28 protein-coding genes are annotated in these 25236 nt (G+C 31.5%); 24 read left to right on the forward strand and 4 right to left on the reverse strand.

Annotation, left to right across the window (positions count from 1 at the left end):
* Positions 1 to 5 precede the first annotated feature (5 nt).
* The 12 genes from mtaB (at position 6) to recO (ending at position 8855) form a co-directional block, all read left to right on the forward strand.
* Positions 6 to 1352 (forward strand): tRNA (N(6)-L-threonylcarbamoyladenosine(37)-C(2))-methylthiotransferase MtaB, encoded by a 1347-nt coding sequence (gene mtaB / locus B2G86_RS02230; protein WP_078356514.1) that lies wholly within the window; start codon positions 6 to 8, stop codon positions 1350 to 1352.
* A 126-nt stretch (positions 1353 to 1478) separates the two neighbouring features.
* A complete protein-coding gene (rpsU, locus tag B2G86_RS02235) occupies positions 1479 to 1655 on the forward strand; it encodes a 30S ribosomal protein S21 (RefSeq protein ID WP_016910862.1) in 177 nt (58 codons plus the stop codon).
* 212 nt (positions 1656 to 1867) lie between these two features.
* Positions 1868 to 2584 (forward strand): NfeD family protein, encoded by a 717-nt coding sequence (locus tag B2G86_RS02240; RefSeq protein ID WP_404932018.1) that lies wholly within the window; start codon positions 1868 to 1870, stop codon positions 2582 to 2584.
* Positions 2585 to 2607: 23 nt separating this feature from the next.
* Entirely contained in the window at positions 2608 to 3603 is a 996-nt protein-coding gene (gene floA / locus B2G86_RS02245) for a flotillin-like protein FloA (protein ID WP_078356515.1), read from the forward strand.
* A 15-nt stretch (positions 3604 to 3618) separates the two neighbouring features.
* Positions 3619 to 4320, forward strand: coding sequence for a hypothetical protein (locus B2G86_RS02250; RefSeq protein ID WP_078356516.1), 702 nt, complete (start codon positions 3619 to 3621; stop codon positions 4318 to 4320).
* Between the two features lie 252 nt (positions 4321 to 4572).
* A complete protein-coding gene (locus B2G86_RS02255) occupies positions 4573 to 4968 on the forward strand; it encodes a PH domain-containing protein (protein WP_239700847.1) in 396 nt (131 codons plus the stop codon).
* A 35-nt stretch (positions 4969 to 5003) separates the two neighbouring features.
* Positions 5004 to 5951: a PhoH family protein gene (locus B2G86_RS02260; RefSeq protein WP_078356518.1), complete on the forward strand. Its 948-nt coding sequence runs from the start codon at positions 5004 to 5006 to the stop codon at positions 5949 to 5951.
* Position 5952: 1 nt separating this feature from the next.
* Complete coding sequence (gene ybeY, locus B2G86_RS02265; protein ID WP_078356519.1) at positions 5953 to 6414, forward strand: rRNA maturation RNase YbeY; 462 nt, start codon at positions 5953 to 5955, stop codon at positions 6412 to 6414.
* On the forward strand, positions 6407 to 6754 hold the full coding sequence (locus tag B2G86_RS02270; RefSeq protein ID WP_078356520.1) for a diacylglycerol kinase family protein: 348 nt from the start codon (positions 6407 to 6409) through the stop codon (positions 6752 to 6754). The genes ybeY and B2G86_RS02270 overlap by 8 nt, the downstream gene beginning before the upstream one ends.
* A gap of 21 nt (positions 6755 to 6775) precedes the next feature.
* Positions 6776 to 7180: a cytidine deaminase gene (gene cdd, locus B2G86_RS02275; protein WP_078356521.1), complete on the forward strand. Its 405-nt coding sequence runs from the start codon at positions 6776 to 6778 to the stop codon at positions 7178 to 7180.
* Positions 7181 to 8077 (forward strand): GTPase Era, encoded by an 897-nt coding sequence (gene era / locus B2G86_RS02280; protein WP_078356522.1) that lies wholly within the window; start codon positions 7181 to 7183, stop codon positions 8075 to 8077.
* A 25-nt stretch (positions 8078 to 8102) separates the two neighbouring features.
* Complete coding sequence (gene recO / locus B2G86_RS02285) at positions 8103 to 8855, forward strand: DNA repair protein RecO (protein ID WP_078356523.1); 753 nt, start codon at positions 8103 to 8105, stop codon at positions 8853 to 8855.
* Positions 8856 to 8898: 43 nt separating this feature from the next.
* On the opposite strand, the gene B2G86_RS02290 is transcribed toward recO, so the two are convergent.
* Positions 8899 to 10287: a glycine--tRNA ligase gene (locus tag B2G86_RS02290; protein ID WP_078356524.1), complete on the reverse strand. Its 1389-nt coding sequence runs from the start codon at positions 10285 to 10287 to the stop codon at positions 8899 to 8901.
* Between the two features lie 297 nt (positions 10288 to 10584).
* Between B2G86_RS02290 and ccpN the strand changes: the two genes are divergently transcribed.
* The 7 genes from ccpN (at position 10585) to B2G86_RS02325 (ending at position 17236) form a co-directional block, all read left to right on the forward strand.
* Positions 10585 to 11220: a transcriptional regulator CcpN gene (ccpN, locus tag B2G86_RS02295; protein WP_078356525.1), complete on the forward strand. Its 636-nt coding sequence runs from the start codon at positions 10585 to 10587 to the stop codon at positions 11218 to 11220.
* A gap of 15 nt (positions 11221 to 11235) precedes the next feature.
* Positions 11236 to 12051 carry a pyruvate, water dikinase regulatory protein gene (locus tag B2G86_RS02300; protein WP_078356526.1) on the forward strand — a complete coding sequence of 272 codons (816 nt, stop codon included), beginning with the start codon at positions 11236 to 11238 and terminating at the stop codon, positions 12049 to 12051.
* Between the two features lie 11 nt (positions 12052 to 12062).
* The gene (dnaG, locus tag B2G86_RS02305; protein WP_078356527.1) at positions 12063 to 13835 is read left to right on the forward strand and encodes a DNA primase; all 1773 of its coding nucleotides are present in this window, start codon (positions 12063 to 12065) and stop codon (positions 13833 to 13835) included.
* 26 nt (positions 13836 to 13861) lie between these two features.
* Positions 13862 to 14971: an RNA polymerase sigma factor RpoD gene (gene rpoD / locus B2G86_RS02310; protein ID WP_078356528.1), complete on the forward strand. Its 1110-nt coding sequence runs from the start codon at positions 13862 to 13864 to the stop codon at positions 14969 to 14971.
* 100 nt (positions 14972 to 15071) lie between these two features.
* Positions 15072 to 15425, forward strand: a complete 354-nt coding sequence (locus tag B2G86_RS02315; protein WP_078356529.1) for a c-type cytochrome — start codon at positions 15072 to 15074, stop codon at positions 15423 to 15425.
* Positions 15426 to 15479: 54 nt separating this feature from the next.
* The gene (locus B2G86_RS02320) at positions 15480 to 16148 is read left to right on the forward strand and encodes a tRNA (adenine(22)-N(1))-methyltransferase (protein WP_078356530.1); all 669 of its coding nucleotides are present in this window, start codon (positions 15480 to 15482) and stop codon (positions 16146 to 16148) included.
* Complete coding sequence (locus tag B2G86_RS02325; protein WP_078356531.1) at positions 16145 to 17236, forward strand: Nif3-like dinuclear metal center hexameric protein; 1092 nt, start codon at positions 16145 to 16147, stop codon at positions 17234 to 17236. Before B2G86_RS02320 ends, B2G86_RS02325 begins: the two co-directional genes overlap by 4 nt.
* Positions 17237 to 17265: 29 nt before the next feature.
* Here B2G86_RS02325 and B2G86_RS02330 read toward each other — a convergent pair whose 3' ends face one another.
* Positions 17266 to 18234 carry a 4-hydroxy-3-methylbut-2-enyl diphosphate reductase gene (locus tag B2G86_RS02330; protein ID WP_078356532.1) on the reverse strand — a complete coding sequence of 323 codons (969 nt, stop codon included), beginning with the start codon at positions 18232 to 18234 and terminating at the stop codon, positions 17266 to 17268.
* 148 nt (positions 18235 to 18382) lie between these two features.
* On the opposite strand from B2G86_RS02330, the gene B2G86_RS02335 reads away from it, so the two are divergent.
* From B2G86_RS02335 to B2G86_RS02355, 5 genes are all read left to right on the forward strand, one after another.
* Positions 18383 to 19717, forward strand: a complete 1335-nt coding sequence (locus tag B2G86_RS02335) for a DEAD/DEAH box helicase (RefSeq protein WP_078356533.1) — start codon at positions 18383 to 18385, stop codon at positions 19715 to 19717.
* A gap of 9 nt (positions 19718 to 19726) precedes the next feature.
* A complete protein-coding gene (locus B2G86_RS02340) occupies positions 19727 to 20617 on the forward strand; it encodes a deoxyribonuclease IV (RefSeq protein ID WP_078356534.1) in 891 nt (296 codons plus the stop codon).
* Between the two features lie 105 nt (positions 20618 to 20722).
* Positions 20723 to 21532 carry a metal ABC transporter ATP-binding protein gene (locus B2G86_RS02345; RefSeq protein ID WP_078356535.1) on the forward strand — a complete coding sequence of 270 codons (810 nt, stop codon included), beginning with the start codon at positions 20723 to 20725 and terminating at the stop codon, positions 21530 to 21532.
* A gap of 108 nt (positions 21533 to 21640) precedes the next feature.
* A complete protein-coding gene (locus B2G86_RS02350; RefSeq protein WP_078356536.1) occupies positions 21641 to 22522 on the forward strand; it encodes a metal ABC transporter permease in 882 nt (293 codons plus the stop codon).
* Positions 22485 to 22898 carry a Fur family transcriptional regulator gene (locus tag B2G86_RS02355; protein WP_078356537.1) on the forward strand — a complete coding sequence of 138 codons (414 nt, stop codon included), beginning with the start codon at positions 22485 to 22487 and terminating at the stop codon, positions 22896 to 22898. The genes B2G86_RS02350 and B2G86_RS02355 overlap by 38 nt, the downstream gene beginning before the upstream one ends.
* A gap of 601 nt (positions 22899 to 23499) precedes the next feature.
* Here B2G86_RS02355 and B2G86_RS02360 read toward each other — a convergent pair.
* Positions 23500 to 24063 (reverse strand): 5' nucleotidase, NT5C type, encoded by a 564-nt coding sequence (locus tag B2G86_RS02360; RefSeq protein ID WP_078356538.1) that lies wholly within the window; start codon positions 24061 to 24063, stop codon positions 23500 to 23502.
* A gap of 71 nt (positions 24064 to 24134) precedes the next feature.
* Positions 24135 to 25235 (reverse strand): flavodoxin-dependent (E)-4-hydroxy-3-methylbut-2-enyl-diphosphate synthase, encoded by a 1101-nt coding sequence (gene ispG, locus B2G86_RS02365; RefSeq protein WP_078356539.1) that lies wholly within the window; start codon positions 25233 to 25235, stop codon positions 24135 to 24137.
* Position 25236 lies beyond the last annotated feature (1 nt).

Consider the following 25236-nt stretch of genomic DNA (forward strand, 5'->3'; position numbering starts at 1 on the left):
TATATTTGGCTACAGTAGCGTTCCATACTTTAGGTTGTAAAGTTAATCACTATGAGACTGAAGCGATTTGGCAATTATTTAAGGAAAATGATTACGAAAGAGTAGAATTTGAAACAAATGCTGACGTGTTTATTATAAACACATGCACTGTTACAAACACTGGGGATAAAAAAAGTAGACAAGTAATCAGACGAGCTATTCGTAAAAATCCAGATGCAGTTGTTTGTGTAACGGGTTGTTACGCTCAGACTTCTCCAGCAGAAATCATGGCAATACCTGGTGTTGATATAGTTGTAGGTACTCAAGATAGACATAAATTACTTTCTTATATTGAAGAATATAAGCAAAGTAGACAACCAATTAATGGTGTAGGTAATATTATGAAGAACAGAAAATATGAAGAATTAGAAGTACCATATTTTACTGACAGAACTCGCGCATCATTAAAAATCCAAGAAGGATGTAATAACTTCTGTACATTTTGCATCATTCCGTGGGCAAGAGGCTTAATGAGATCAAGAGATCCTGAACAAGTTGTGAGTCAAGCAACAACTTTAGTTAATTCAGGATATAAAGAAATCGTTTTAACTGGTATTCATACAGGTGGCTATGGTGAAGATTTAAAAGACTATAACTTAGCACAACTTCTTAGAGATTTGGAACAAGTTGAGAATCTTGAAAGAATTAGAATTTCTTCAATTGAAGCAAGTCAACTTACTGATGAGGTGATTGATGTAATTGATAAGTCTACTAAAGTAGTAAGACATTTACACATTCCATTACAATCAGGATCAGATACTGTGTTAAAACGTATGAGAAGAAAGTATACGATGGCACACTTCTCTGAAAGGTTGCAGAAACTTCATAAAGCATTACCTGGTTTAGCTGTAACAAGTGATGTTATTGTTGGTTTCCCTGGTGAAACTGAAAAAGAATTTCAAGAAACATATGATTTTATCGTGAAACACCAATTTTCAGAATTACATGTATTCCCTTATTCTATGAGAACAGGTACACCAGCTGCACGAATGACAGATCAAGTTGATGAAGATGTTAAGAATGATCGTGTGCATCGCCTAATTGAGTTATCTAACCAATTAGCAAAAGACTATGCATCTAAATTTGATCAAACTGTTTTAGAAGTTATTCCCGAAGAGAGTGGTTCATCTGAAGGGAAATTAATTGGTTATGCTGATAATTACATGAAGATTGAATTTGATGGCGATGAAACATTAATTGGTGAAATAGTGAAAGTTAAAGTAATGACACCAGGTTATCCTATAAATGAAGGAAAACTTGTAAAAGTAGTCAATCATGCAACTAATAAAGATGAAAGATTAGTTACATTTTAATATTCATAACAAATGATTATTGACTTAAAAAATGAGTTATTTTATAATGTTAAAGTACATAGTAATTTATTTACTATGTAAATGACATATAAAGCTTTGTTGATATTTGGAGGGAGGGAAATACAGATGTCTAAAACAGTAGTTCGTAAAAACGAATCAATCGAAGATGCATTACGTCGCTTTAAACGTACAGTTTCAAAAAGCGGTACGATTCAAGAAGTGCGTAAACGTGAGTTCTATGAAAAACCAAGCGTTAAGCGTAAGAAGAAATCAGAAGCAGCTCGTAAACGTAAAGTTAAATAATTAATAGTTTATTGAACTCCCTCAATGAATATTAATTAATTATAATGAACAAATTTAACGTTTAAAATGTATGAAGAACACATAAACATCTTGTTTATGTGTTCTTTTGCTTATATTAAAAATATTTAAGTACATATATATATAAAATAATACGTGTATACGTTTTAGTTCGTAGTTGTTTTATTGTATAATATTAATGAGGGGTGAGATTATTGACATCAGCGTATGAATACATATTTGCTTTTATTCAACATAATTTGAATTTAGGTATTGTTTCAAGTCATAGTATTTCAACTATTGGCGACTTTATAACTTCGCCTCTAGTGACGTTAATTTTGACTTGTATTATTTTTCTTGGCGCTCTTTATCAATTATATTCTGAACATATTAATTTTGCTGGAATTTTAAGTTTCATTTGTACACTTATATTCTTTATAGGTTACGTTATAATTGATGAAATAAGTTTGATTTCTGTTTTACTTTTTAGTATTGGAGCGTTATTAGTAATAATTGAATTATTTGTTATTGGCGCAATTTTGGGTATCCTAGGCTTTGTAGCTATTATAGGTAGTTTTATATTAGTTGGAGAGAATATATTAGTTATGGGTATGATTATTGCTGTAGCATTAATTTTAACGACGATAGAGTGGGTGATATTAGTGAAAGGATTTAATCGTAAAATACCATTCTTTGATAAAGTCATTCTTAGAGATTCTACAAATAAAGAATCTGGCTATACATCTCACGAAGATAGAAGTCATTTGATTGGCAAAATATGTACAACATACACTGCATTAAGGCCCTCAGGCATTATCCTTGTTGATGATGAAAGAATAGATGCTGTTTCAGATGGTACATTTATTCAGAATGATAAACAAGTAAAGATTGTACAGGTTGAAGGTACAAGAGTTGTTGTAAGAGAAATTTAAGATAGTGAAGGAGAGAATTGCATATGTTATCAGGTTTAATTGCCTTTATAATTATTGCTGTCATTTTAATCGTACTGCTTATGATTTTATTCTCATTTGTTCCAGTAGGATTATGGATTTCAGCTGTAGCAGCAGGTGTCAAAGTTGGAATTGGTACTTTAGTCGGTATGCGTTTAAGACGTGTATCACCAAGACGTGTTATCAATCCATTAATTAAAGCACACAAAGCAGGTTTAGCATTAACAACAAATCAACTAGAGTCTCACTTTTTAGCTGGAGGTAATGTTGATAGAGTCGTAGATGCGATTATTGCGGCACAAAGAGCAGAAATTAATTTAGCATTTGAAAGAGGTGCAGCAATAGATTTAGCTGGCCGTGACGTTTTAGAAGCAGTTCAAATGTCAGTAAACCCTAAAGTTATTGAAACACCATTTATTTCAGGTGTTGCAATGAACGGTATTGAAGTGAAAGCGAAAGCCAGAATTACAGTTAGAGCTAACATTGAACGTTTAGTTGGTGGTGCTGGTGAAGATACAATCATCGCTCGTGTTGGTGAAGGTATTGTTTCTACAATTGGTTCAAGTCAACACCATACAAAAGTTCTAGAAAATCCAGATAGTATTTCTCAAACTGTATTAAGTAAAGGTCTTGATTCAGGTACAGCATTTGAAATCTTATCTATCGATATAGCTGATGTAGATATCGGTAAAAATATTGGTGCAGATCTTCAAACTGAACAAGCACTTGCAGATAAAAACATTGCACAAGCTAAAGCCGAAGAACGTCGTGCTATGGCTGTAGCAACTGAACAAGAAATGAAAGCAAGAGTACAAGAAATGCGTTCTAAAGTTGTTGAATCAGAAGCAGAAGTACCACTTGCAATGGCAGAAGCACTTAAATCAGGTAATTTAGGTGTTAAAGATTACTACAATTTAAAAAATGTAGAAGCTGATACTGGCATGAGAGAAGCAATTAACAAGAGTACAAAGCCACAAGATTCTAATTCACCGAACCAATAAGAGAGGTGATTTGAAATGGAAATAGGCATTATCGTCTTTGTTATTTGGGTGATTTTTAGTGTAGTTAGTGGAATTATTGAAGGTAGCTCTAAAAAGAAAAAGAATAAACAACCCCAAAATAATCAAAGACCAAATCCAGTAAATAAACAAGCAACAGAAAAAACAGATAAAGCTCAGCAACAATTACAAGATTTAGTTAATAAATACGAATCTTATAAACAAAAAGCTGAAACGAGTTCTACTGATCGTATGTCAGGTCACTATAAAAATTTAGCTGATCAACTTGCAACTCATCTTAAACAATATAATATTGACGTTGAACAACCTAAAGTAAGTGAAAGACCTAAAGAAAATACTGCTCAACACACATCTAATGAACATGAAAATGCGTATATAAATGAGAAAAAAGAGCAAATTCATAAAAATAGACCTAAAAAACAAGAGCAAGTAATAAAACAACTATTACAATTTAGTCAAGATGAAAAAAATTCTTTATCAAACTTACAAAGAGATAACATTTCTCAAATTGAAGCTGAGGCAGAACAAATTATTAAGAATACTCAACTTTCTGAGAGAACAAGACGCTCAATGGTTAAACAACTTTATTTGAACAGTAAACATAAATTTAATGATGAAGCTATAAACGTTGATGAGAACCAAGTGGTTAACGGTATAATTTGGTCAGAAATACTTAAAAGACCAAATGAGTTGAAATAAGCTTAATATAATCATATATTCAATTCAGTCATCTACTGCTAATATATTGATACAGGCTGAGACAAATTAATTGTCTCAGCCTGTTTTTTTATTCACAAAAATACCATTTAGTCTTACAATATAAGTAGGAATCAAGAAGGTGTGATAAAAATGGTATTTAAGAAAAAGCTTAGTTTTTTATCTATATTGATTTCATTTATAGTGTTTTTAATTGCTTTAATACCTCTTTTTATTAGTAACAAATACTTAATAATGATAACTTTCGTCTTGGTATTTCTTATTATTTTAAACATTCTTTTTGAAAGGTACACAATAAAAGAACATTTTTTAACGATTAGAAGAGGTCTTTTTAAAAACACATATAACATCTTTGAAATTGAGCAAATTAACATGACTAAATCTATAGAAGGTAATAGCATGTTAGAAATCGTATCAAGTGGTGAATTAGTTGAAAAGGTTAGTCCGCTTGAAGAAAGAGAATTTATCATTGCGCTTATGCGTATCAATCCTAAAATTAAATTAAATAACAGTAATAGATTACGTGAATTTGAAAAAGTAAGTCATTTGATAACTTCACAAGAAAAATTAAATAATATGCAAAATAAAGTGCATAAGATTGCACGTTATAGTAAGGTTTGGTACATTTAAAGTGTTAACAATTCAACTTATAAAGGAGATATTTAATGCCTACATTAATTCAAATCGAAAATATGGATCAAGCTCAAGCATTATTAGGTAATGGAGATGAGCATATAAAATATATTGAAAATGAACTCGAGGTGGATATTTTAACTCGAGGACAAGAAATTAGTGTTCGCGGAAAACGTTTAGAAAATGTTGAAAAAGCAGAAAAAGTCCTAATGAACTTACTAAAAGTGATTGAAAGTGGAGCAAGTATAACAATCAATGATGTTCAAGCTGCTGTTAAAATGGCTGAAAAAGGCACAATAGATCAGCTTATTAATTTATATGACGAAGAAATTACTAAAGATAGTAATGGTAAAATAATAAGAGCAAAAACAATGGGCCAAAGAGTTTATATTAATAATATTAAAAAAAATGACTTAGTTTTCGGTATAGGTCCTGCAGGGACAGGGAAGACGTTCTTAGCCGTTGTAATGGCAGCAAGAGCATTGCGTCTAGGACAAGTTAAACGCATCGTATTAACGCGCCCAGCAGTCGAAGCAGGTGAATCACTAGGATTCTTACCAGGTGACCTGAAAGAAAAGGTAGATCCTTATTTAAGACCACTATATGATGGCCTACATACAGTACTGGGTACAGAGCAAACGGCTCGATTAATTGAGAGAGGTACAATTGAAATTGCTCCTTTAGCTTATATGAGAGGTAGAACACTTGATGATGCCTTTGTTATTCTTGATGAAGCACAAAATACAACGCATCCACAGATGAAGATGTTCTTAACAAGGTTAGGCTTTGGATCTAAGATGGTTGTTACTGGTGACAGAACACAAATCGACTTACCAAAAGGCGTTAAAAGTGGTCTGATTGAAGCTGACCAAAGATTAAGTGGAGTCAAAGGTATCTCAATGTCTTATTTAGAACAAACAGACGTTGTAAGACACCCATTAGTAGGTAAAATAATAAATGCATACGAAGAGGAGATTTAATATGCTAACAATGGATTTTATTGATGAACAACAAGTGATTGATGAAGATACAAAAAATCAAATTGAATCATTACTGACATTTGCTGCTAAAAAAGAAAATATAACTCAAGAAGCAGAGCTTTCTATTTCATTTGTCGATGAAGAAGAAATACAAGCTATTAATCGTGATTATAGAGATAAAGATAAAGTTACTGATGTCATTTCATTTTCACTTGAAGAGGATGAACCAGAGATTGAAGGGCTAGATATTCCTAGAGTATTAGGGGATATAATCATATGTTTAGAAGTCGCTAAGGAACAAGCTGATTCATATAATCATAGTTTAAGTAGGGAATTAGGGTTCTTAGCATTACATGGCTTCTTACATCTATTAGGTTATGACCATATGACTGAAGTTGATGAGAAAGAAATGTTTTCTCGACAAGATGAAATTTTAAATGAATTTGGTTTAACTCGTGATTAAATTTATTAATCGTTTTAAATTTCCTTTAGCTGGTTTAATAACGATACTGAAGAAAGACCGTAATTTTATTTTACATTTAGCATTTGCAATTATTGTCATCATTGTTAGTTTAATATTAAATTTAAATCAAAACGAATGGCTATGGATTATACTTGCAATATTTAGTGTTTTAATAACAGAAATTTTAAACACTTCTATAGAATATGTTGTTGATATGTATACAGATAAATATCATGCACTTGCTAAACATGCAAAAGATACAGCTGCATTAGCTGTATTAATGTCATCAATTATGGCAGCAATAATCGGGATAATTATATTTTTACCAAAAATTATATAGTAAGTATAAGGGGGAAGAATTATGGAATTTAAACAAGAGTGGTACGATGGCGCAAGAGAAGCACAGAAAAGGGCTTATACACCATATTCGAAATTTAATGTTGGTGCATATTTAATCACTAAAGATGGCAAAGCATATTATGGTGCAAATATTGAGAATGCTGCATATCCATCTACAATATGCGCTGAACGCTCAGCTTTAGTTGCTGCAATGTCAGATGGCTATAGACCTGGAGACTTCAAATGTATTACAATAACTGTTGATGCAGATAAACCTTCATCACCATGTGGTACTTGTAGACAAGTCTTAAAAGAGCTTTGTGATGATGACATGCCTGTTTATTTAACACATCAAACAGATGAAAGAATTGAAACTACTGTTAATGATTTATTACCTTTAGGTTTCTCAGGAAAGGATTTAGAATAAATGAATGAATTTAAATCAGGTTTTATATCTATTATAGGTAGACCTAATGTTGGAAAATCTACTTTTATGAATAAAGTAATAGGTCATAAAGTAGCAATTATGTCAGATAAAGCACAAACGACAAGAAATAAAGTGCAAGGTGTTTTAACAACTGATGATTCTCAAATGATATTTATTGATACACCAGGTATCCATAAGCCTAAACATGTGTTAGGTGATTACATGATGAAAATCGCCAAAAATACATTAAAAGAAGTAGACTTAATTATGTTTATGGTTAATGTAGATGAAAGTATCGGTAAAGGCGATGAATTTATCATTGATTTGTTAAAAGATACTAAGACGCCAGTATTTTTAGTATTAAATAAAATAGACTTAGTACATCCAGATCAGTTACTAGTTGAGATTGAAAAATATCAAAAAAGAATGGAATTTGCAGAAATAGTACCTATCTCTGCACTAGAAGGATTAAATATTGAGACGCTTCTAGCACAATTCAAGAAATATTTAGAAGAAGGTCCAATGTATTATCCTAAAGATCAAATTTCTGACCATCCTGAGCAATTTGTTGTATCAGAATTGATTAGAGAAAAAGCACTACATTTAACTAGCCAAGAAATACCACATTCAATTGGCGTTAGTGTTGATAAAATGACTAAAGTTGAAGGTGAAAAGGTGCATGTTGAAGCTACAATTTATGTAGAACGTGATTCTCAAAAAGGCATTGTTATCGGTAAAGGTGGTAAAATGCTTAAAGAAATAGGGAAACGTGCACGTAGAGACATAGAAATGTTACTTGGTTCGAAAGTATATTTAGATCTATGGGTAAAAGTTCAAAAAGACTGGCGTAATAAACCTAATTTCATTAAGCAAATTGGTTACAGAGAAGACGAGTAATATTTAGAATGGAGGCGATGATAAAATGCTTTATAAACAAGAAGGATTTGTCATTCGCTCAGTAAATTATGGTGAGAATAATAAAATCATAACTATATTAAATGAACATGGACATAAAGTTCCATTAATGGCACGCGGTGCTAAAAAAACAAGTCATCCTTTACAAGGTGCTACACAGCCCTTTGTACATGGCTTGTTTATTTTTTCAAAGTTTAAAGGTATGGGAACGTTGTCGTCAGCTGATATTATAAATAGTCATAGAATGATGCAAAGCGATATTTTTAAAAGTGCTTATGGTGCTTATTGTATAGAGATAGTTGATAAAGCGTTGGAAGAAGATGAACATGATGTATTTTTCTATGACTTGCTTTTAAGTGTATTTCAAGCTGTTGAAAAAGGCGTTGATGCCGATACAATGAGTATGATAGTCGCTTTGAAATGTATGCCTAAATATGGTTATGAACCTAGATTTAATGCATGTGTCATTACAGGTGATATGGATCAACAACAATTAAATGCGTATAGCTTTAAATATAATGGCCCATTAAGTAACCAAGCACTCGTAAATGATGAACATGCTTATCGAATTTCAAATAGAGCATTATATTTTATGAATTTAATGTACCAGCTACCAATACAACATTTAAATAGCTTTACAATTAATGATCAAGTTAAGAAAGAAATCGTAACTTTGATTGATAATATGTATGATGAATATGTTGGAATTGTATTCAGAACAAAAAAATTACTAAAACAACTAGAAAACTTAAATATATAAAAAAGAGCAAAGACTTATCGAAAAGTCTTTGCTCTTTTTTTATTTAGAATCTAATTTTTTCAGCTAAGAAGCTTTCAACTTCGTCAATTGGCATACGAATTTGTTCCATTGTGTCTCTATCACGAACTGTAACTTGATTGTCTTCTAAAGAATCAAAGTCGAATGTAATACAGTATGGTGTACCAATTTCGTCTTGACGACGGTAACGTTTACCGATTGATTGTGATTCGTCAAAGTCAATTGCGAATTTTTCGCTTAATTTTTCATATACTTTAATTGCATCAGGTGAAAGCTTTTTACTTAATGGTAAAATAGCTGCTTTGTAAGGTGCTAATGCAGGGTGGAAGTGTAGAACTGTACGTTGTTCTTTTTCGCCTTCGTTTTCTTCCTCATAAGCATCACATAAGAACGCTAATGTAACACGGTCAGCACCTAATGATGGTTCGATACAATATGGTACGAATTTTTCATTCGTTTCTTGATCATGATAATTAAAGTCTTCACCACTAAATTCACTATGTTGTTTCAAGTCGAAATCTGTTCTTGAAGCGATACCCCATAGTTCACCCCAACCGAATGGGAATTTATATTCGATATCAGTAGTTGCATTAGAGTAGTGACTTAATTCATCATCATCATGGTCACGTAACTTAGTGTTTTCTTCTTTAATTCCTAAATCTTTTAACCATTTTGCAGCAAATTCTTTCCAGTAATTTTGCCACTCAATTTCAGTGCCTGGTTTACAGAAGAATTCAAGTTCCATTTGTTCAAATTCTCTTGTTCTGAAAATAAAGTTACCTGGTGTAATTTCATTTCTGAAAGATTTACCAACTTGTGCGATACCAAATGGTAATTTTTTACGCATTGAACGTTGAACATTTTTATAGTTCACGAAAATACCTTGAGCAGTTTCAGGACGTAAGAAAATTTCATTTGTTGATGATTCTGTTACACCTTGGAAAGTTTTGAACATTAAGTTGAATTGACGAATGTCAGTCCAATTTGCTGTTCCACTTTCAGGACATGTAATACCTTTGTCATCGATAAGTTGTTTCATTTCGTCAAAGCTCATGCCATCAGCGATAAAGTTCTCGTCGCCTTCAACATTTTGCATGTAGTCTTCGATCAGTTTATCAGCTCTATAACGAATTTTAGAATCTTTGTTATCAATCATTGGATCATTAAAGTTAGATAAATGACCTGAAGCTTCCCAAGTTCTTGGGTTCATTAAAATTGCAGCATCTAATCCAACATTGTATGGAGATTGTTGAACGAATTTTTGCCACCATGCTTTTTTAATATTATTTTTTAATTCAACACCTAGTGGACCGTAATCCCAAGTGTTTGCTAAACCACCATAAATTTCACTACCAGGGAATACAAATCCTCTGTGTTTTGCTAACGTTACTACTTTGTCCATATCATTTGCCATAAATAATTCACTCCTTATTTAAATTAAAAAAGTCCCAAGACATCATTAAATAATGCCTTGGGACGAGTATATAACCCGCGGTTCCACCCAAATTAGTGTAGCCACTCTCTTTATATGAAATTTTATAAGCCAGAACTTTTAATGTTAAGCTTTCACCAACCTTAACTCGCTTTTAATTTCAAAGTTATTTAAAATATAGCATGGTATGTAAGACTTATCAAGTAAAAACAGATATTCAAATTGAGCAAAATTTGCGATACATGTTATAATTAATCTAACTGAGTTGTGTTTGAAGGGGTGAGAGCAATCGAATTAAATCAAAGACAAGAACATATTGTACAAATTGTTAAAAATAATGGTCCTATAACAGGTGAAAAAATTGCTGAAAGATTAAATTTAACTAGGGCAACTTTAAGACCTGATTTAGCTATTTTAACTATGGCTGGTTATTTAGATGCTAGACCAAGAGTTGGATATTTTTATACAGGAAAATCGAGCACACAGTTGTTAAGTGATTCTATTAAGAAGATGACAATTAAAGAATCTATGGCCATACCAGTTGTTATAGAAGAAAGTGTGTCTGTATATGAAGCTATATGTAAAATGTTTTTAGAAGATGTCGGTACATTATTTGTAATTAATAAAGAAGGTTATTTAATAGGTGTTTGTTCCAGAAAAGATTTGCTAAGAGCAGCAATAGGTGGACAGAGTTTAAAAGAAACACCAGTAAGTATAAATATGAGTCGAATGCCTAACATAACGGTATGTTTGGAAGACGATTTACTAATATACGCGGCAAAATTATTAATTGATAAACAAATAGATGCATTACCTGTAGTGAAAAAATTAAAAGGCGATAAGATGAAAGTAAAAGGTAGAATAACAAAAACAACTATAACAAGAGCATTTGTTTCATTAATTGAAGATGAGTAGGGGGATAAATTTAAAATGGAAGAAATAAGAATAATTATAGCGTCAGATTCAGTAGGCGAGACAGCCGAACTGGTTACTAAGGCATGTACATCTCAATATAAAACTGAAGGCAATGCATTAGATATTGTCAGATTACCTTATATAGAGAATGAAAGTAATATTAATGAAGTTGTTTCATTAGCATTAGAACAAAATTCTATAGTAGTTTATACATTAGTTAAACCTGAAATGAGATTATACTTAAAAGAAAAACTAGAAGAAAATAATATAAAAAATGTTGATATTATGGGACCTTTAATGAGTATTTTAAGTAATGAATTAAATGAATCACCACTTAATGAACCAGGTAATATTCATAAACTTGATGAAGACTACTTTAAAAAGATTGAAGCAATAGAATTTGCAGTTAAATATGATGATGGAAGAGATCCTAGAGGTTTACCAAAAGCTGATATTGTACTTATTGGTGTATCTAGAACTTCAAAGACACCACTTTCTCAATATTTAGCGCATAAGCGTTATAAAGTAATGAATGTACCGTTAGTTCCAGAAGTTGCACCTCCAGAAGGGTTATTTGATATAGATCCTAAGAAATGTATAGCATTAAAAATCAATCAAAAAAACCTAAATGCAATTAGAAGAGCTAGACTAATTCAACTAGGTCTAAGTGATGATGCAGATTATGCTAAAGATGATAGAATTGAAGAGGAATTAAGATACTTTGAAGAAATTGTTGAAAAGATTGGTTGCCCTGTCTTAGACGTTTCGGATAAAGCAATTGAAGAAACAGCAAATGACATCATAAAAATTATTACTCAACAAAATCGATAAAGGGTGAAATGATGCGTATAGAACAAGATGTAATAAAAGAAATTCGTGAAAAAAACGATATTTTAGATGTGGTAAGCGAATATGTAAAGCTTGAAAAAAGAGGACGTAACTATATAGGGTTATGTCCTTTCCATGACGAAAAAACACCTTCATTTTCAGTATCAGAAGATAAACAAATATGCCATTGTTTTGGTTGTAAAAAAGGTGGTAACGTCTTTCAGTTTATTCAAGAAATTAAAGGTGTATCCTTTGTTGATGCTGTTAGAGAGTTAGGCGATAAAGTAGATATTCATATTCAAAAGCAAGAACCTTCTGCAACTGATTCAATGGTTGATGATCACATAAAAATGATAGAAATGCACGAGCTTATGGCAAATAATTATCATTACATATTGAAACATACAGAAGAAGGCGAAGCAGCCTTAAACTATTTAAAATCAAGAGGATTCACAGATGAACTTATAAATGATAGAAAGATAGGATATGCTCCAAACCATTCTAAATTTACACATGACTTTTTAGAAAAAAATGGCTACGATGCTGTGATTGCCTATGAAGCTGGATTATTAAGTCGTAATGATGAAACGTTTGACTATTTTGATAGATTTAGGGATAGGATTATTTTTCCGTTATTGAATTTTCAAGGTAAAACGGTTGGATTTTCCGGTCGTACATATACGGACCAATCGCCTAAGTACTTGAATAGCCCAGAGACGCCAATTTTCCAAAAAAGAAAAATGTTATATAACATTGATCGTGCTAGAAAATTCATTAGACAAAATGATGAAGTCATTCTCCTAGAAGGATTTATGGATGTTATTAAATCATCAGAAGCGGATATAAAACAAGTTGTTGCTACAATGGGAACTGCTCTTTCAAAAGAACATATTATTATGGTCAAAAAACTGGCGTCAAACGTAACATTACTGTATGATGGAGATTTCGCAGGTAAAGAAGCAGCGATGAATGTTGGTAAAGAATTATTAAATGAAGGTTTAAATGTCTTTGTTGTAAATTTACCTAAAAAAATGGACCCAGATGACTATATCTCTGAATATGGAAGTGAAGCGTTTAAATCATTTGTAGAAGGGCAAAAACAATCTTATGTAGGGTTTAAGGCTCAACAATTATATTATGCCAACGAAAACAATGATTTAAAGCATGGACAGCATTTAGAAGAGTTAGTTCATGATATCAATCTGATTCGTTCTGAATTTTTAAGAAAAAAAGTATTGCAACAAGTAGCTGATTTGTATAAAGTAGATGTTAACAGTCTTAAAAATCGACTATCGCCGAATATTGTTCAAAATAATGCTGATTATAATTATGTCGTTCCTGAATTAAAGGAAAAAAAACTAGATAAAATTGGTAGAGCTGAACAAGCGTTGTTAAAACATTTTATGAATCATAAACAGTTATTTTTAGAATATCATTCTAGGATTAATCAAGAAGACTTCACTTCATTGAATAATAGAGTGATTTTTTCACGTTTAAACGGGTATTATAAGAATAATGATGTTTTTAACATTAGTGATTTTTCAAGTTACATTGAAGAACATCAAATCATGGAGACAGTAATGTATTTAGATTCATTATCAATCAATGATGAACCAGAAACGGATGAAGTGGAAGATTATATTAATGTCATTCATCCTAATGAGCAAGTAGAAACATCAATAGAATATTTAAATGAACAATTGAATAAGGCAATGCAAGCAGGCGACATCGCACTACAAAGACAGTATTTAGAACAAATTGTACAATATAATCGGAATAGAATGTAAGAGTTAATAAACCGGGAGGCCTATTCATGTCTGATAAAGAATTAAACAAAATTAATAGCGCTAATAATGAAGCAGTACTTACTATTGATCAAGTAAAGCATCAATTAATTGAACAAGGTAAAAAAGCAGGACATTTAAGTCATGAAGAGATTGCAGATAAATTACAAAACTTCGAAATGGATCCAGATCAAATGGATGATTTCTTTGATTTAATTAACGAGAATGAAATTAATTTAATCAATGAAAAAGACTCAACTGATACAAATGATAAATTAAATTTAAATGATTTAAGTGCTCCTCCAGGCGTAAAAATAAATGACCCAGTTAGAATGTATTTAAAAGAAATTGGACGAGTTAATTTATTAACTGCACAAGAAGAAGTAGAATTGGCTAAACGTATCGAAAAAGGTGATGATATTGCTAAATCACGCCTTGCTGAAGCAAACTTACGTCTTGTAGTTAGTATTGCTAAACGTTATGTAGGTAGAGGTATGTTATTCTTAGATCTTATTCAAGAAGGTAACATGGGTCTAATTAAAGCAGTTGAAAAATTCGATTTTAATAAAGGATTTAAATTCTCGACATATGCAACTTGGTGGATTCGTCAAGCGATAACTAGAGCTATCGCAGACCAAGCACGTACAATCCGTATTCCAGTTCATATGGTTGAAACAATCAATAAATTAATACGTGTTCAACGTCAATTGTTACAAGATTTAGGTAGAGATCCATCTCCTGAAGAAATTGGCGAAGAAATGGATTTACCTCCAGAAAAAGTGCGTGAAATTTTAAAAATAGCACAAGAACCAGTTTCACTAGAAACACCTATAGGCGAAGAAGATGATAGTCATTTAGGAGACTTCATTGAAGATCAAGATGCGCAAAGTCCATCTGATCACGCTGCTTATGAATTGTTAAAAGAACAATTAGAAGATGTATTAGATACACTTACTGATAGAGAAGAAAATGTTTTAAGATTAAGATTCGGTCTTGATGATGGAAGAACAAGAACATTAGAAGAAGTTGGTAAAGTATTTGGCGTTACTAGAGAGCGTATTCGTCAAATTGAAGCTAAGGCTTTACGCAAATTAAGACATCCATCTAGAAGTAAGCGATTGAAAGATTTTATGGATTAATCACGAAAAGTTTATATTAATCCCAAAAAGCCTTTGACAATGCCTTGTTTTAATATAAAATATAATTGTATGAAGGTTTAACAAAAGGGAGGTTGTATGAATGAATCGTAATCCTGTTATCCCGTTTATTCTGATATTATTACTCGGTGTGGGATTAATATTCTTCATGTCAGCACATGGTGCTAACAAAGAGGAAGAAAAAGAAGGCGGTGGCGGTGAAAAAACTGAGAAGTTTGACGCAGCTACATTCGCAAAAGATAATTGTACAAGTTGTCATGGACAAAATCTTGAAGGTGGAATGGGACCTAAATTAGCTGGTTCTTCTAAAGAAGCTGGCGAAATGAAAAAAATCATCCGTGATGGTAAAGGTTCAATGCCTGCCCACGATGAAGCGACTATTTCAGACAAAGATTTAGACACACTTGTCAAATACTTAAAAGACGGCGCTAAATAACACAAAAAAATCTTTTGCTATTGCAAAAGATTTTTTTTATGAAAGGAAAAAATGATGATCCAGATAAACAAACGTTTAACGAAGGTGAGCGAATACCTCAATCATAATAAATTAGCTGACATTGGATCTGATCATGCTTATTTACCAATATATGCTATACAAAAAGGCTTAATTAACAAAGCGATAGCTGGAGAAGTAGTTAAAGGTCCTTTTTTGGCAGCACAACAGAACACTAAAACTTATGGTATGACAGATAGTATTGAAGTTAAACTTGGAAATGGTTTAGAAGTGATTGACGAAACAATAGATGTTATTACGATATGTGGTATGGGTGGACCATTAATTGCACAAATTATTGAAGAAGGTCAACATAAATTAAACAAATATCCTGATTTAATATTACAAGCAAATATACATGCGTTACCAATTAGACAAGTGTTACAAAAAATTGGATATAAAATTTATGACGAACAATTAATAAAAGATAAAAAACATATATATGAAATATTAGTCGCTAAAAAAGGAACAATGCTACTAGATGAAAAAGAAATGAGATTTGGACCAATATTATTAAAAAATAAAAGCGATTTGTTTTATGAAAAATGGCAGAGAGAACTTGAATCGTTAAATAAAATTAGTAAACAGTTAGAACATCATGATGATCAAATTAGGTATAATGAAATTAATCAACAAATACTTCAAATTAAAGAGGTGCTTAAATGATTATTCAAGAATTACTAAATGTCATTAATAAACATATTCCATTTTCAAGTAGTGAATCATGGGATAATGTTGGTTTATTAATTGGAACTGAAGATAGTGAAGTGACGGGCATATTAACAACACTAGATTGCACTATGGAAGTAGTAGATGAAGCAATAGAAAACGATTTAAATACAATTATTGCGCATCATCCACTTATTTTTAAAGGTGTTAAAAACATTACAGAAAAAGGTTATGGACTGATTCTAAAAAAACTGATTCAAAATGATATTAATTTAATCGCGCTTCACACAAACTTAGATGTGTATCCAAAAGGTGTAAGTTACATGATAGGTGACCAAATAGGTTTGAAAAACATGTCTGTTCTAGATGACAAAGAAGAAAGTTATTTCAAAGTACAGATATTTATACCAGATAAAGATGTGGAACTAATGAAGTCTGCATTTAACAAACATCATTTAGCACAAACAGGAGAGTATAGCGAAGTGTTTTTCCAATCGCAAGGAAAAGGTCAATTTAAACCAAGTGAGAATGCTAACCCGCATATTGGACAATCTCATAAGACTGAAACGGTTTATGAAACTAAATTAGAGCTTATGGTAGATGGAAAAGATAAGTCACTAGCTAAACAACTTATTTATGAAAATCATCCGTATGAAGAACCTGTTTTTGATTTTATAGAAATGAAGAAGACTTCTAGAATAGGATTAGGAATAGTTGGAGAATTAGATAAAACACAATCAATAAATGAATTTGTTGAACACTATAAAGAAAAACTACACATTCCAGCTGTTAGATTTATAGGGAATAAAGAGGCGAAAATAAATAGAGTGGCAATAGTTGGTGGCGCTGGAATAGAGTACGCACAACTTGCACAAAATAAACAAGCAGATTTATTTATAACTGGTGATGTTAAGCATCACGAAGCATTAGATGCCAAAATGGATGGTATTAATGTTCTAGATATAAATCATTATAGTGAATATGTAATGAGAGAAGGATTGAAGTCATTATTAGAAGAATGGACAAATCAATCAATAGAAATAAAAAGTTCTAAAATCAATACAGATCCTTATTGTTATATGTAAAAAAACTGCCGAAAAAGTCGGCAGTTTTTTTATTCCATTATTGTTACTGGTTGTGGTTTTTTAATCTTAGGTAATATTTTTTCAACAGGTACATTACTCTTAAGAGCTGAAGTTGGCACATGAGTTGGATCATAGTTTTTAATATAGTCAATGACTTCTTTTACTATTGGAGTAGGTGTTGATGCACCTGCAGTAACGGCTACACTTCCAATGTCTTGTAACCATTCTAGTTTTAGTTCACTTAAATCAGAAATTCTATATGCATTTGTGTGTGCAATCTCTTTGGATACTTGTGCGAGTCTATTAGAGTTATTACTTTTTGGATCGCCTACAACTATTAATAAGTCAGCTTGATTTGCTTGATTAGCAACAGCTTCTTGTCTTACTTGTGTTGCTAAACAAATTTCTTCATGAACTTCGATGTGCGGGTAATTAGTTTGTAGTTTATCTATTAAATGTTTAACATCCCATTGTGACATCGTTGTTTGATTAGTTACGATGAGTTTTTTATCTTTAATATCTTCTGGCAAATCTTCTATATCATCTAATGTCTGGACGAGGTGAATAATATCTGGAGCAACACCAACTGCTCCCTCAGGCTCTGGATGACCTTTCTTGCCAATATAAATGACATGGTATCCTTCTGATTTAACTTTTCTTATAAGTTGATGTGTGTTGTCTACATCAGGGCAAGTTGCGTCGATACAAACAAGTCCTTTTTCTTTAGCACGTTTTTTTACTTCAGGTGACACACCATGTGCAGTAAAGATTACAGTTCCTTCTTCTATTTGCTCTAAAATCTTTAATCTGTTTGGTCCATCTAAAGTAATAATTCCATCTGATTCAAACGCGTCTGTTACATGTTTATTATGAACAATCATGCCAAGTATATAAATTGGTCTAGGAAGTGATTTGTCTAGTGAAGCATTTCTTGCAATCACCATAGCATCTACAACGCCGTAACAATAGCCTCTAGGGGTAATTTTTATAATCTCCATTAATTGCCCTCCTTATTAATATCTATTATAACAACACTTAAGATTGAATGAAACTAAATAAAAATTCAAAATAAATCTTTAAGCCTATCATAAACTACGTATTTACTATATAATGTATGAAGTGAAAAAGAAACGAGGAGGGTCGCTTATGTCTAAGCATCCGTTTGAACATTTTCAGTTAGAAAATGAATTAGTAAAGGCAGTTGAAGATTTACACTTTGATCAGCCGACAGAAATACAACGTAGAGTTATACCTAAGATTAAAAAAGGATCTAATATTATAGGTCAATCTCAGACTGGTACTGGTAAGTCTCACGCCTTTTTATTACCATTATTTGATAAAATTGATGTTGATATAAAAGAACCACAAATAATTATTTTAGCTCCAACGAGAGAGTTGGCTAAACAATTATATGACGCTGCATCACATTTGGCACAATTTAAAACAGGTGTTAAAGTAAGCTTATATATTGGTGGAACTGATAAATCGAGAGATATTGATAAATCTAAAAACACACCACATGTAGTTGTAGGAACGCCAAACAGAATTGATGATATGGCTGTTGAAAGAGCTTTAGATTTACATTTAGCTAAGTCAGTTGTTATTGATGAAGCAGATTTAATGATTGATTTAGGGTTTATGCCTAAGGTTGATAGTGTTGCGAGTAGATTAGATGGAAAAGCACAAATTTCCGTATTTAGTGCAACAATTCCTAAAGCATTACATCCTTTCTTAAATAAATATTTAAGCAATCCTGAATTTGTTGAAATTGAAACAGCATCTTCAAATAAAGATAATATTGATTTTTACTTAATTCCTACTAAAGGTGAAGAGAAAAAAACAAAAATCTTAAAAGTTATGAAAGTTATAAATCCTTATTTAGCAATTATATTTGCAAATAGTCGTGATAGAGCTGATGAATTAGTCGCTCATTTATCTGAAGAAGGATATAAAGTTGGTGTTATTCATGGTGGATTAACACCTAGAGAAAGAACACAACAAATGAAACGTATTAAACAATTAGATTTTGAATTTGTTGTAGCAAGTGATTTAGCTTCAAGAGGTATTGATATTGAAGGTGTTAGTCACGTTATTAATTATGATTTACCTAAAGAGATTGATTTCTTTACGCATAGAGTAGGTAGAACTGGTCGTGGTGACTATAAAGGTGTAGCAATCACTTTATATACACCAGACGAAGATGATCTAATAACTCAAATTGAGAAGAATAATTATAAACTTAAACATGTTGATATTAAAAATGACGAATTTGTAGAAATAAAAGATCGTCAAAATAGAACAAGACGTGTTAAAAAAGAAGATAATATTGAGAAATCGCTTAAACAAAAAATTAAAAGAAATAACAAAAATAAAGTTAAACCTGGTTATAAGAAGAAATTCAAACGTGAATTAGATGAATTGAAATTCAAAGAAAAGAAAGCACATTCTAAAAGAACTAAAAAACAAAGCAGAAAAGGATAGGTGTCATATATGTTAATCGGATCACACGTATCAATGAGTGGTAAGAAGATGTTGCTTCAAGCAGCGGAAGAAGCGGCAAGTTATAATGCTTCAACATTTATGATTTATACTGGCGCACCTCAAAACACAAGACGTAAAAAAATTGAAGATTTAAATATTGAGAATGGTCAAGCAGCAATGAAAGAATACGGTTTATCAAATATTGTTGTGCATGCACCATATATCATTAATATTGCGAATACTACAAAGCCTGAAGTATTTAATTTAGGTGTTGAATTCTTACAATCTGAAATTGAACGTACTGAAGCTTTAGGAGCTAAAGATATCGTACTTCATCCTGGTGCTCATGTAGGTGCTGGAGAAGAAAAAGGAATTAAAAAAATTATTGAAGGTTTAAATGAAGTTTTAACGAATAATAACGATGTTCGTATAGCTTTAGAAACTATGGCGGGTAAAGGTTCAGAATGTGGTAAAACATTCGAAGAACTTGCACAAATTATTGATGGTGTAGATCATAATGAAAGATTATCAGTATGTTTTGACACTTGTCATACTAACGACGCTGGTTACAACGTTAAAGAAGACTTTGATGGTGTATTAAACGAATTCGACAAAATCGTCGGTATTGATAGAATAAAAGTCCTTCACGTAAACGATAGTAAAAACCCACAAGGTGCTAAAAAAGATAGACATGAAAACATTGGCTTTGGTTCTTTAGGTTATGATGCATTACATTATATTGTTCATCATGAAGCCTTTACTAATGTTCCTAAAATCTTAGAAACACCTTATGTAGGTGATGATAAAAAGAATAAAAAACCACCATATAAATACGAAATTGAAATGATTAAAAATGGTACTTTCGATCCAGATTTAAAAGATAAAATTTTTAATCAATAAATAATACTTAAGGAATGCTAAATTAATAGCATTCCTTTTTTTATTCGTAAACATTCCTATTTACATTAATCCATTTTCATTGTATAGTATTCTATTGACGAGGTGATGAATGTGGAAAAAGAAACACCAATTTTTGAATTAAAAGATATAAGTTATAGCTATCCAAATAAATTGGCGCTTAGCCATATCAATATACAAATTTATAAAGGTGATTTTCTAGCAATAGTAGGACCAAATGGTTCAGGGAAATCAACCTTACTTAAATTAATATTAGGACTTTTACCTTTACAAAAAGGTGATATATTCATAAGTGGTAAAAAAATAAATCAATATAAATCTTGGGAAAAAATTAGTTACGTATCACAAAAATCTAATGCGTTTAGTTCAGGATTTCCTGCAACTGTTAAAGAAGTTGTCATGAGTGGATTAACTAAAAATAAAGGTTTGTTCAAATGGTTTAATAATGAAGATGCGAAAAAAGTCGATGAAATATTAGAAAGATTAAATATAATCGAACTTAAAAACGAGAATATCGCACAACTATCCGGTGGACAGCAACAGAGAACATTCATAGCGAGAGCTTTAATTTCTAAGCCTAGCATTTTAATATTAGATGAACCTACAGTTGGTATAGATGCAAGACACGTATCAGAATTTTACCAACTACTTACACAATTAAAACAAGAAGGCATAACAATTATACTCGTAACACATGATATTGGTGTCGTTGCTGATACAGCAAGTAAAGTTGCTTGTTTAAATCAACATATTCATTTCCATGGGACAAGTGAATCATTCAAATCACTAGATGAAGTTTCAATATCTAAAATTTATGGACATCCAGTACAATTTGTTGACCACCAACATGATCGTGATTGCTGTGCAGAAGAACAATTAGAAGAGCTTGTTAAATAAATAGAACTAGTAGATAAGTATCGGTAAGGAGATAGTATATGGAAAGTGAGATTGAGTACTTTAATAATATAAGTTCTTTAAACCTCCTATGTGAGGGGTGTTTAAAGAATGATTGATGCGTTTTTAAATTTTGATTTTATAAGATATTCATTTATAAGTGGTGTCTTAGTTGGTTTAATTGCACCTCTAATCGGTGCATTTATTGTAGTTAGAAGATTATCGCTTATTGCAGATGCTTTAAGCCATGTTACTTTAGGTGGTATTTCAATGGGATTATTCTTAATGAGTATTAGTCCTTTGTTTGCTTCCATTAACCCGATTTGGTTCGGTATTATATTTTCAATAGCTGGTGCTTTACTCATTGAACAATTAAGAACTGAATATAAACATTATCAAGAAATCGCTATACCGATTATTATGAGTGGTGGTATTGGTGTAAGTGTAATCTTCATTTCATTAGCTAATGGATTTAACCAAGATTTATTTGGATATTTATTTGGTTCTATCAGCGCAGTAAATATGAGTGATTTATTTACAATCATTATTATTACTTTAATCGTGTTAATTTTTGTCATGTTATTGTATAAATCACTTTTCGTGCTATCTTTTGATGAAGAATATTCAAAAGTAATAGGGATGCCTAAATGGATTCAACTCTTATTTATAGTTATTGTTGCATTGGTTATCTCGGCTTCAATGAGAGTAGTAGGGATATTACTTGTAAGTAGTTTAATGACATTGCCAGTTGCTACTAGTATGAGACTTGCGAAAGGATTTAAACAATTAATTGCACTAAGTATTATATTTGGTGAATTATCTGTCATTGTTGGTCTGATACTTTCCTTCTATCTGAATATTTCACCTGGAGGTATTATAGTAGGATTGTTAATTATAGAATTACTTGCAAGTATTGCATATAGTAAAGTATTGATAAAAAAAGGAGGCTATCATCTTGAAAGTAGAAGAAGCCATTCAAATATTGAAGAATGATGGTCATAAGTATACCAATAAACGACGTGATATCATTTCTTTATTCGTTAACGAAGATAAATATATAACAGCAAAATATATACAAGAAGCTTTAAAAGATGATTATGCAGGTTTGTCTTTCGATACAATTTATCGTAATTTATACTTATTTAAAGACTTAAATATAATTGAAAGTACTGAAATTGACGGTGAAATGAAGTTTCGTATTTCATGTCAAAGCCACCACCATCATCACTTTATATGTGATTCGTGTGGAACAACAAAAGTCATCGATTTCTGTCCAATGGATTCAATTAAGCAACAACTACCAAACGTAGAAATTTCATCACATAAACTTGAGGTATATGGTAAATGTGAGCATTGTAAAACAGTATAAAATAAATAAGCATATCACTTAACTGATTTTTTAGTTTACAGTGATATGCTTATTTTTTAATATCTTACGATTTTGTACGTACATGCTTGCCTACCTTTTATACAATCTTACGATTTTGTTCGTGCATGCTTGCCTAAGGGTATGGCTCGAGCCTGTAGTCTCTCCCACATACTATTCCTTCAGGCGTCAGCACTTCACAAAATCACTCTCAATATTTATTTTTAAATAGAAAAATGGTTTCTCTAATCACTATTTTGTACTGTGGACAAATTGAACTTAAATTTATAAGTTCAGTTTGTTTTTTGTTTTAATAAGTAGATTATTAAACATAGAGTGAACTCTTGAATGAATTCCACCTATATTATAAATATTTAATTAATATTTGGTATTTTTTAGCGCTGACTCCTGCGGGAAAAGCATGATTCGAAGACTACAGGCTGAGAACATGCCCGCGGAAAGCATGCGCATAAAAATGCCAACAAATTCTATAAGCTACTTAAATGATTTTTAAAAAGTAAGAGCAGAAATTCATTATTAAAATTGAATTTCTGCTCTTAATAGAATTCTAGGATAGTTATGTCCAAGCTCTTTAATTTATAATTTATAATTTATTTAATAATGGAGATACTTCATGCCAACTGTTTATTCTATATATACCAGATTGAAGTTCTTTTTGATTATATGGTGTGTCGAATAAAAATACTGGAATATTTAGTTGGTGATTGATGTCTTCAGCATTGTCTAATTTATCTTCAAAAAATACATCTATATTCTGATTTTTAGTTATTTCTAATTTGTTATGACTACCTGTTAATGTAATTTGATCAAATGGAATGTTATGCAAATTAAACCATTCTTTTGTTATGTCTTCTAAATAGTTATGCCTGGCACTTATATAATATAGTTCATATTGATATTGAAGTTGGCTTAAAATATCTTTAGCGCCTTCTGCAACTGGAGAGTTTTGGTAAATATATGATTCATTATTTTTAAACCAGTTAAGCATTTCTTCTTCTTCACAATTTAAGACATTTGCTAAATTGTATTCTGTAATATCTTCATATTTCAATTGTTCATTAAAGTCTCTTTGTAAATAAGGGACAAATGTTTTTGGGCAAGTGACAGTCCCATCTATATCTATTCCTAGTCTTGGTTTTTGGTTCATAAAAATCACCTTTATATATTATTTAATGAAAGGCTGGGACAAATTAATTGTCTCAGCCTCAAACATTATATTTATGAGTTTTGAATTTCTTTATTTTGTTCCATTTCTAAAGCTAGTTTATCTATTTCTTTTTTTAATTCGTCTACCATTGTTTCTTCTGGTACTTTACGAACTGTTTTACCTTTCATAAATAAAAGGCCTTCACCTCGAGCACCAGCAATACCGATATCGGCTTCTCTTGCTTCTCCTGGACCATTTACTGCACATCCAAGAACGGCTACTTTAAGAGGTACTTGAAGATTAGAGATATATTCTTCTACTTCATTAGCTATAGATATTAAATCTATTTCTATACGTCCGCAAGTAGGACAAGCAATCAATGTTGCAGCATTACTTGCTAAACCGAATGCTTTAAGTAGTGATTTTGCTACTTTAACTTCTTCTACTGGATCTGCTGATAAAGAAATACGACAAGTATTACCTATACCTAAACTTAAGATTGCACCTAAGCCTGCAGACGATTTAACTGTACCATTGAAAAGCGTACCACTTTCTGTAATGCCAAGATGTAATGGGTAATTAAAAGCTTGTGCAGCTTTCGTATATGCCTCTATGGCTAGATTAACATCACTGGCTTTCATTGAAACGATGATATCATGAAAATCTAGATCTTCTAGTATTTTTATATGATGCAAGGCACTTTCAACCATACCATCTGCGGTAGGGTAACCATATTTTTTAATAATATGTTTTTCTAACGATCCAGCATTTACACCAATTCTAATAGGAATTCCTTTTTCTTTACACGCTTTAACAACCGCTTCAACTTTTTCCCGTCTACCAATATTTCCAGGATTAATACGAATCTTATCTGCGCCATTTTCAATAGCAATCAAAGCAAGTTTATAGTTGAAATGAATATCAACAACTAATGGAATGTTTATTTGGGCTTTAATATCTTTAATTGCATATGCGTCTTCTTCGTTTGGACAAGCGACACGAACAATTTGGCAACCAGCTTCTTCTAAACGTTTAATTTCTGCTACTGTTGCTTCGACATCATATGTTTTTGTAGTAGTCATACTTTGAATAACGACTTCATCTGAACCGCCAATCGTTAAATCCCCAACTTTAACAGGCCTAGTTTTAGTACGATGAATGATTTCTGACATG

The sequence above is a fragment of the Mammaliicoccus fleurettii genome, from assembly GCF_002018435.1.
Lineage (GTDB): Bacteria > Bacillota > Bacilli > Staphylococcales > Staphylococcaceae > Mammaliicoccus > Mammaliicoccus fleurettii.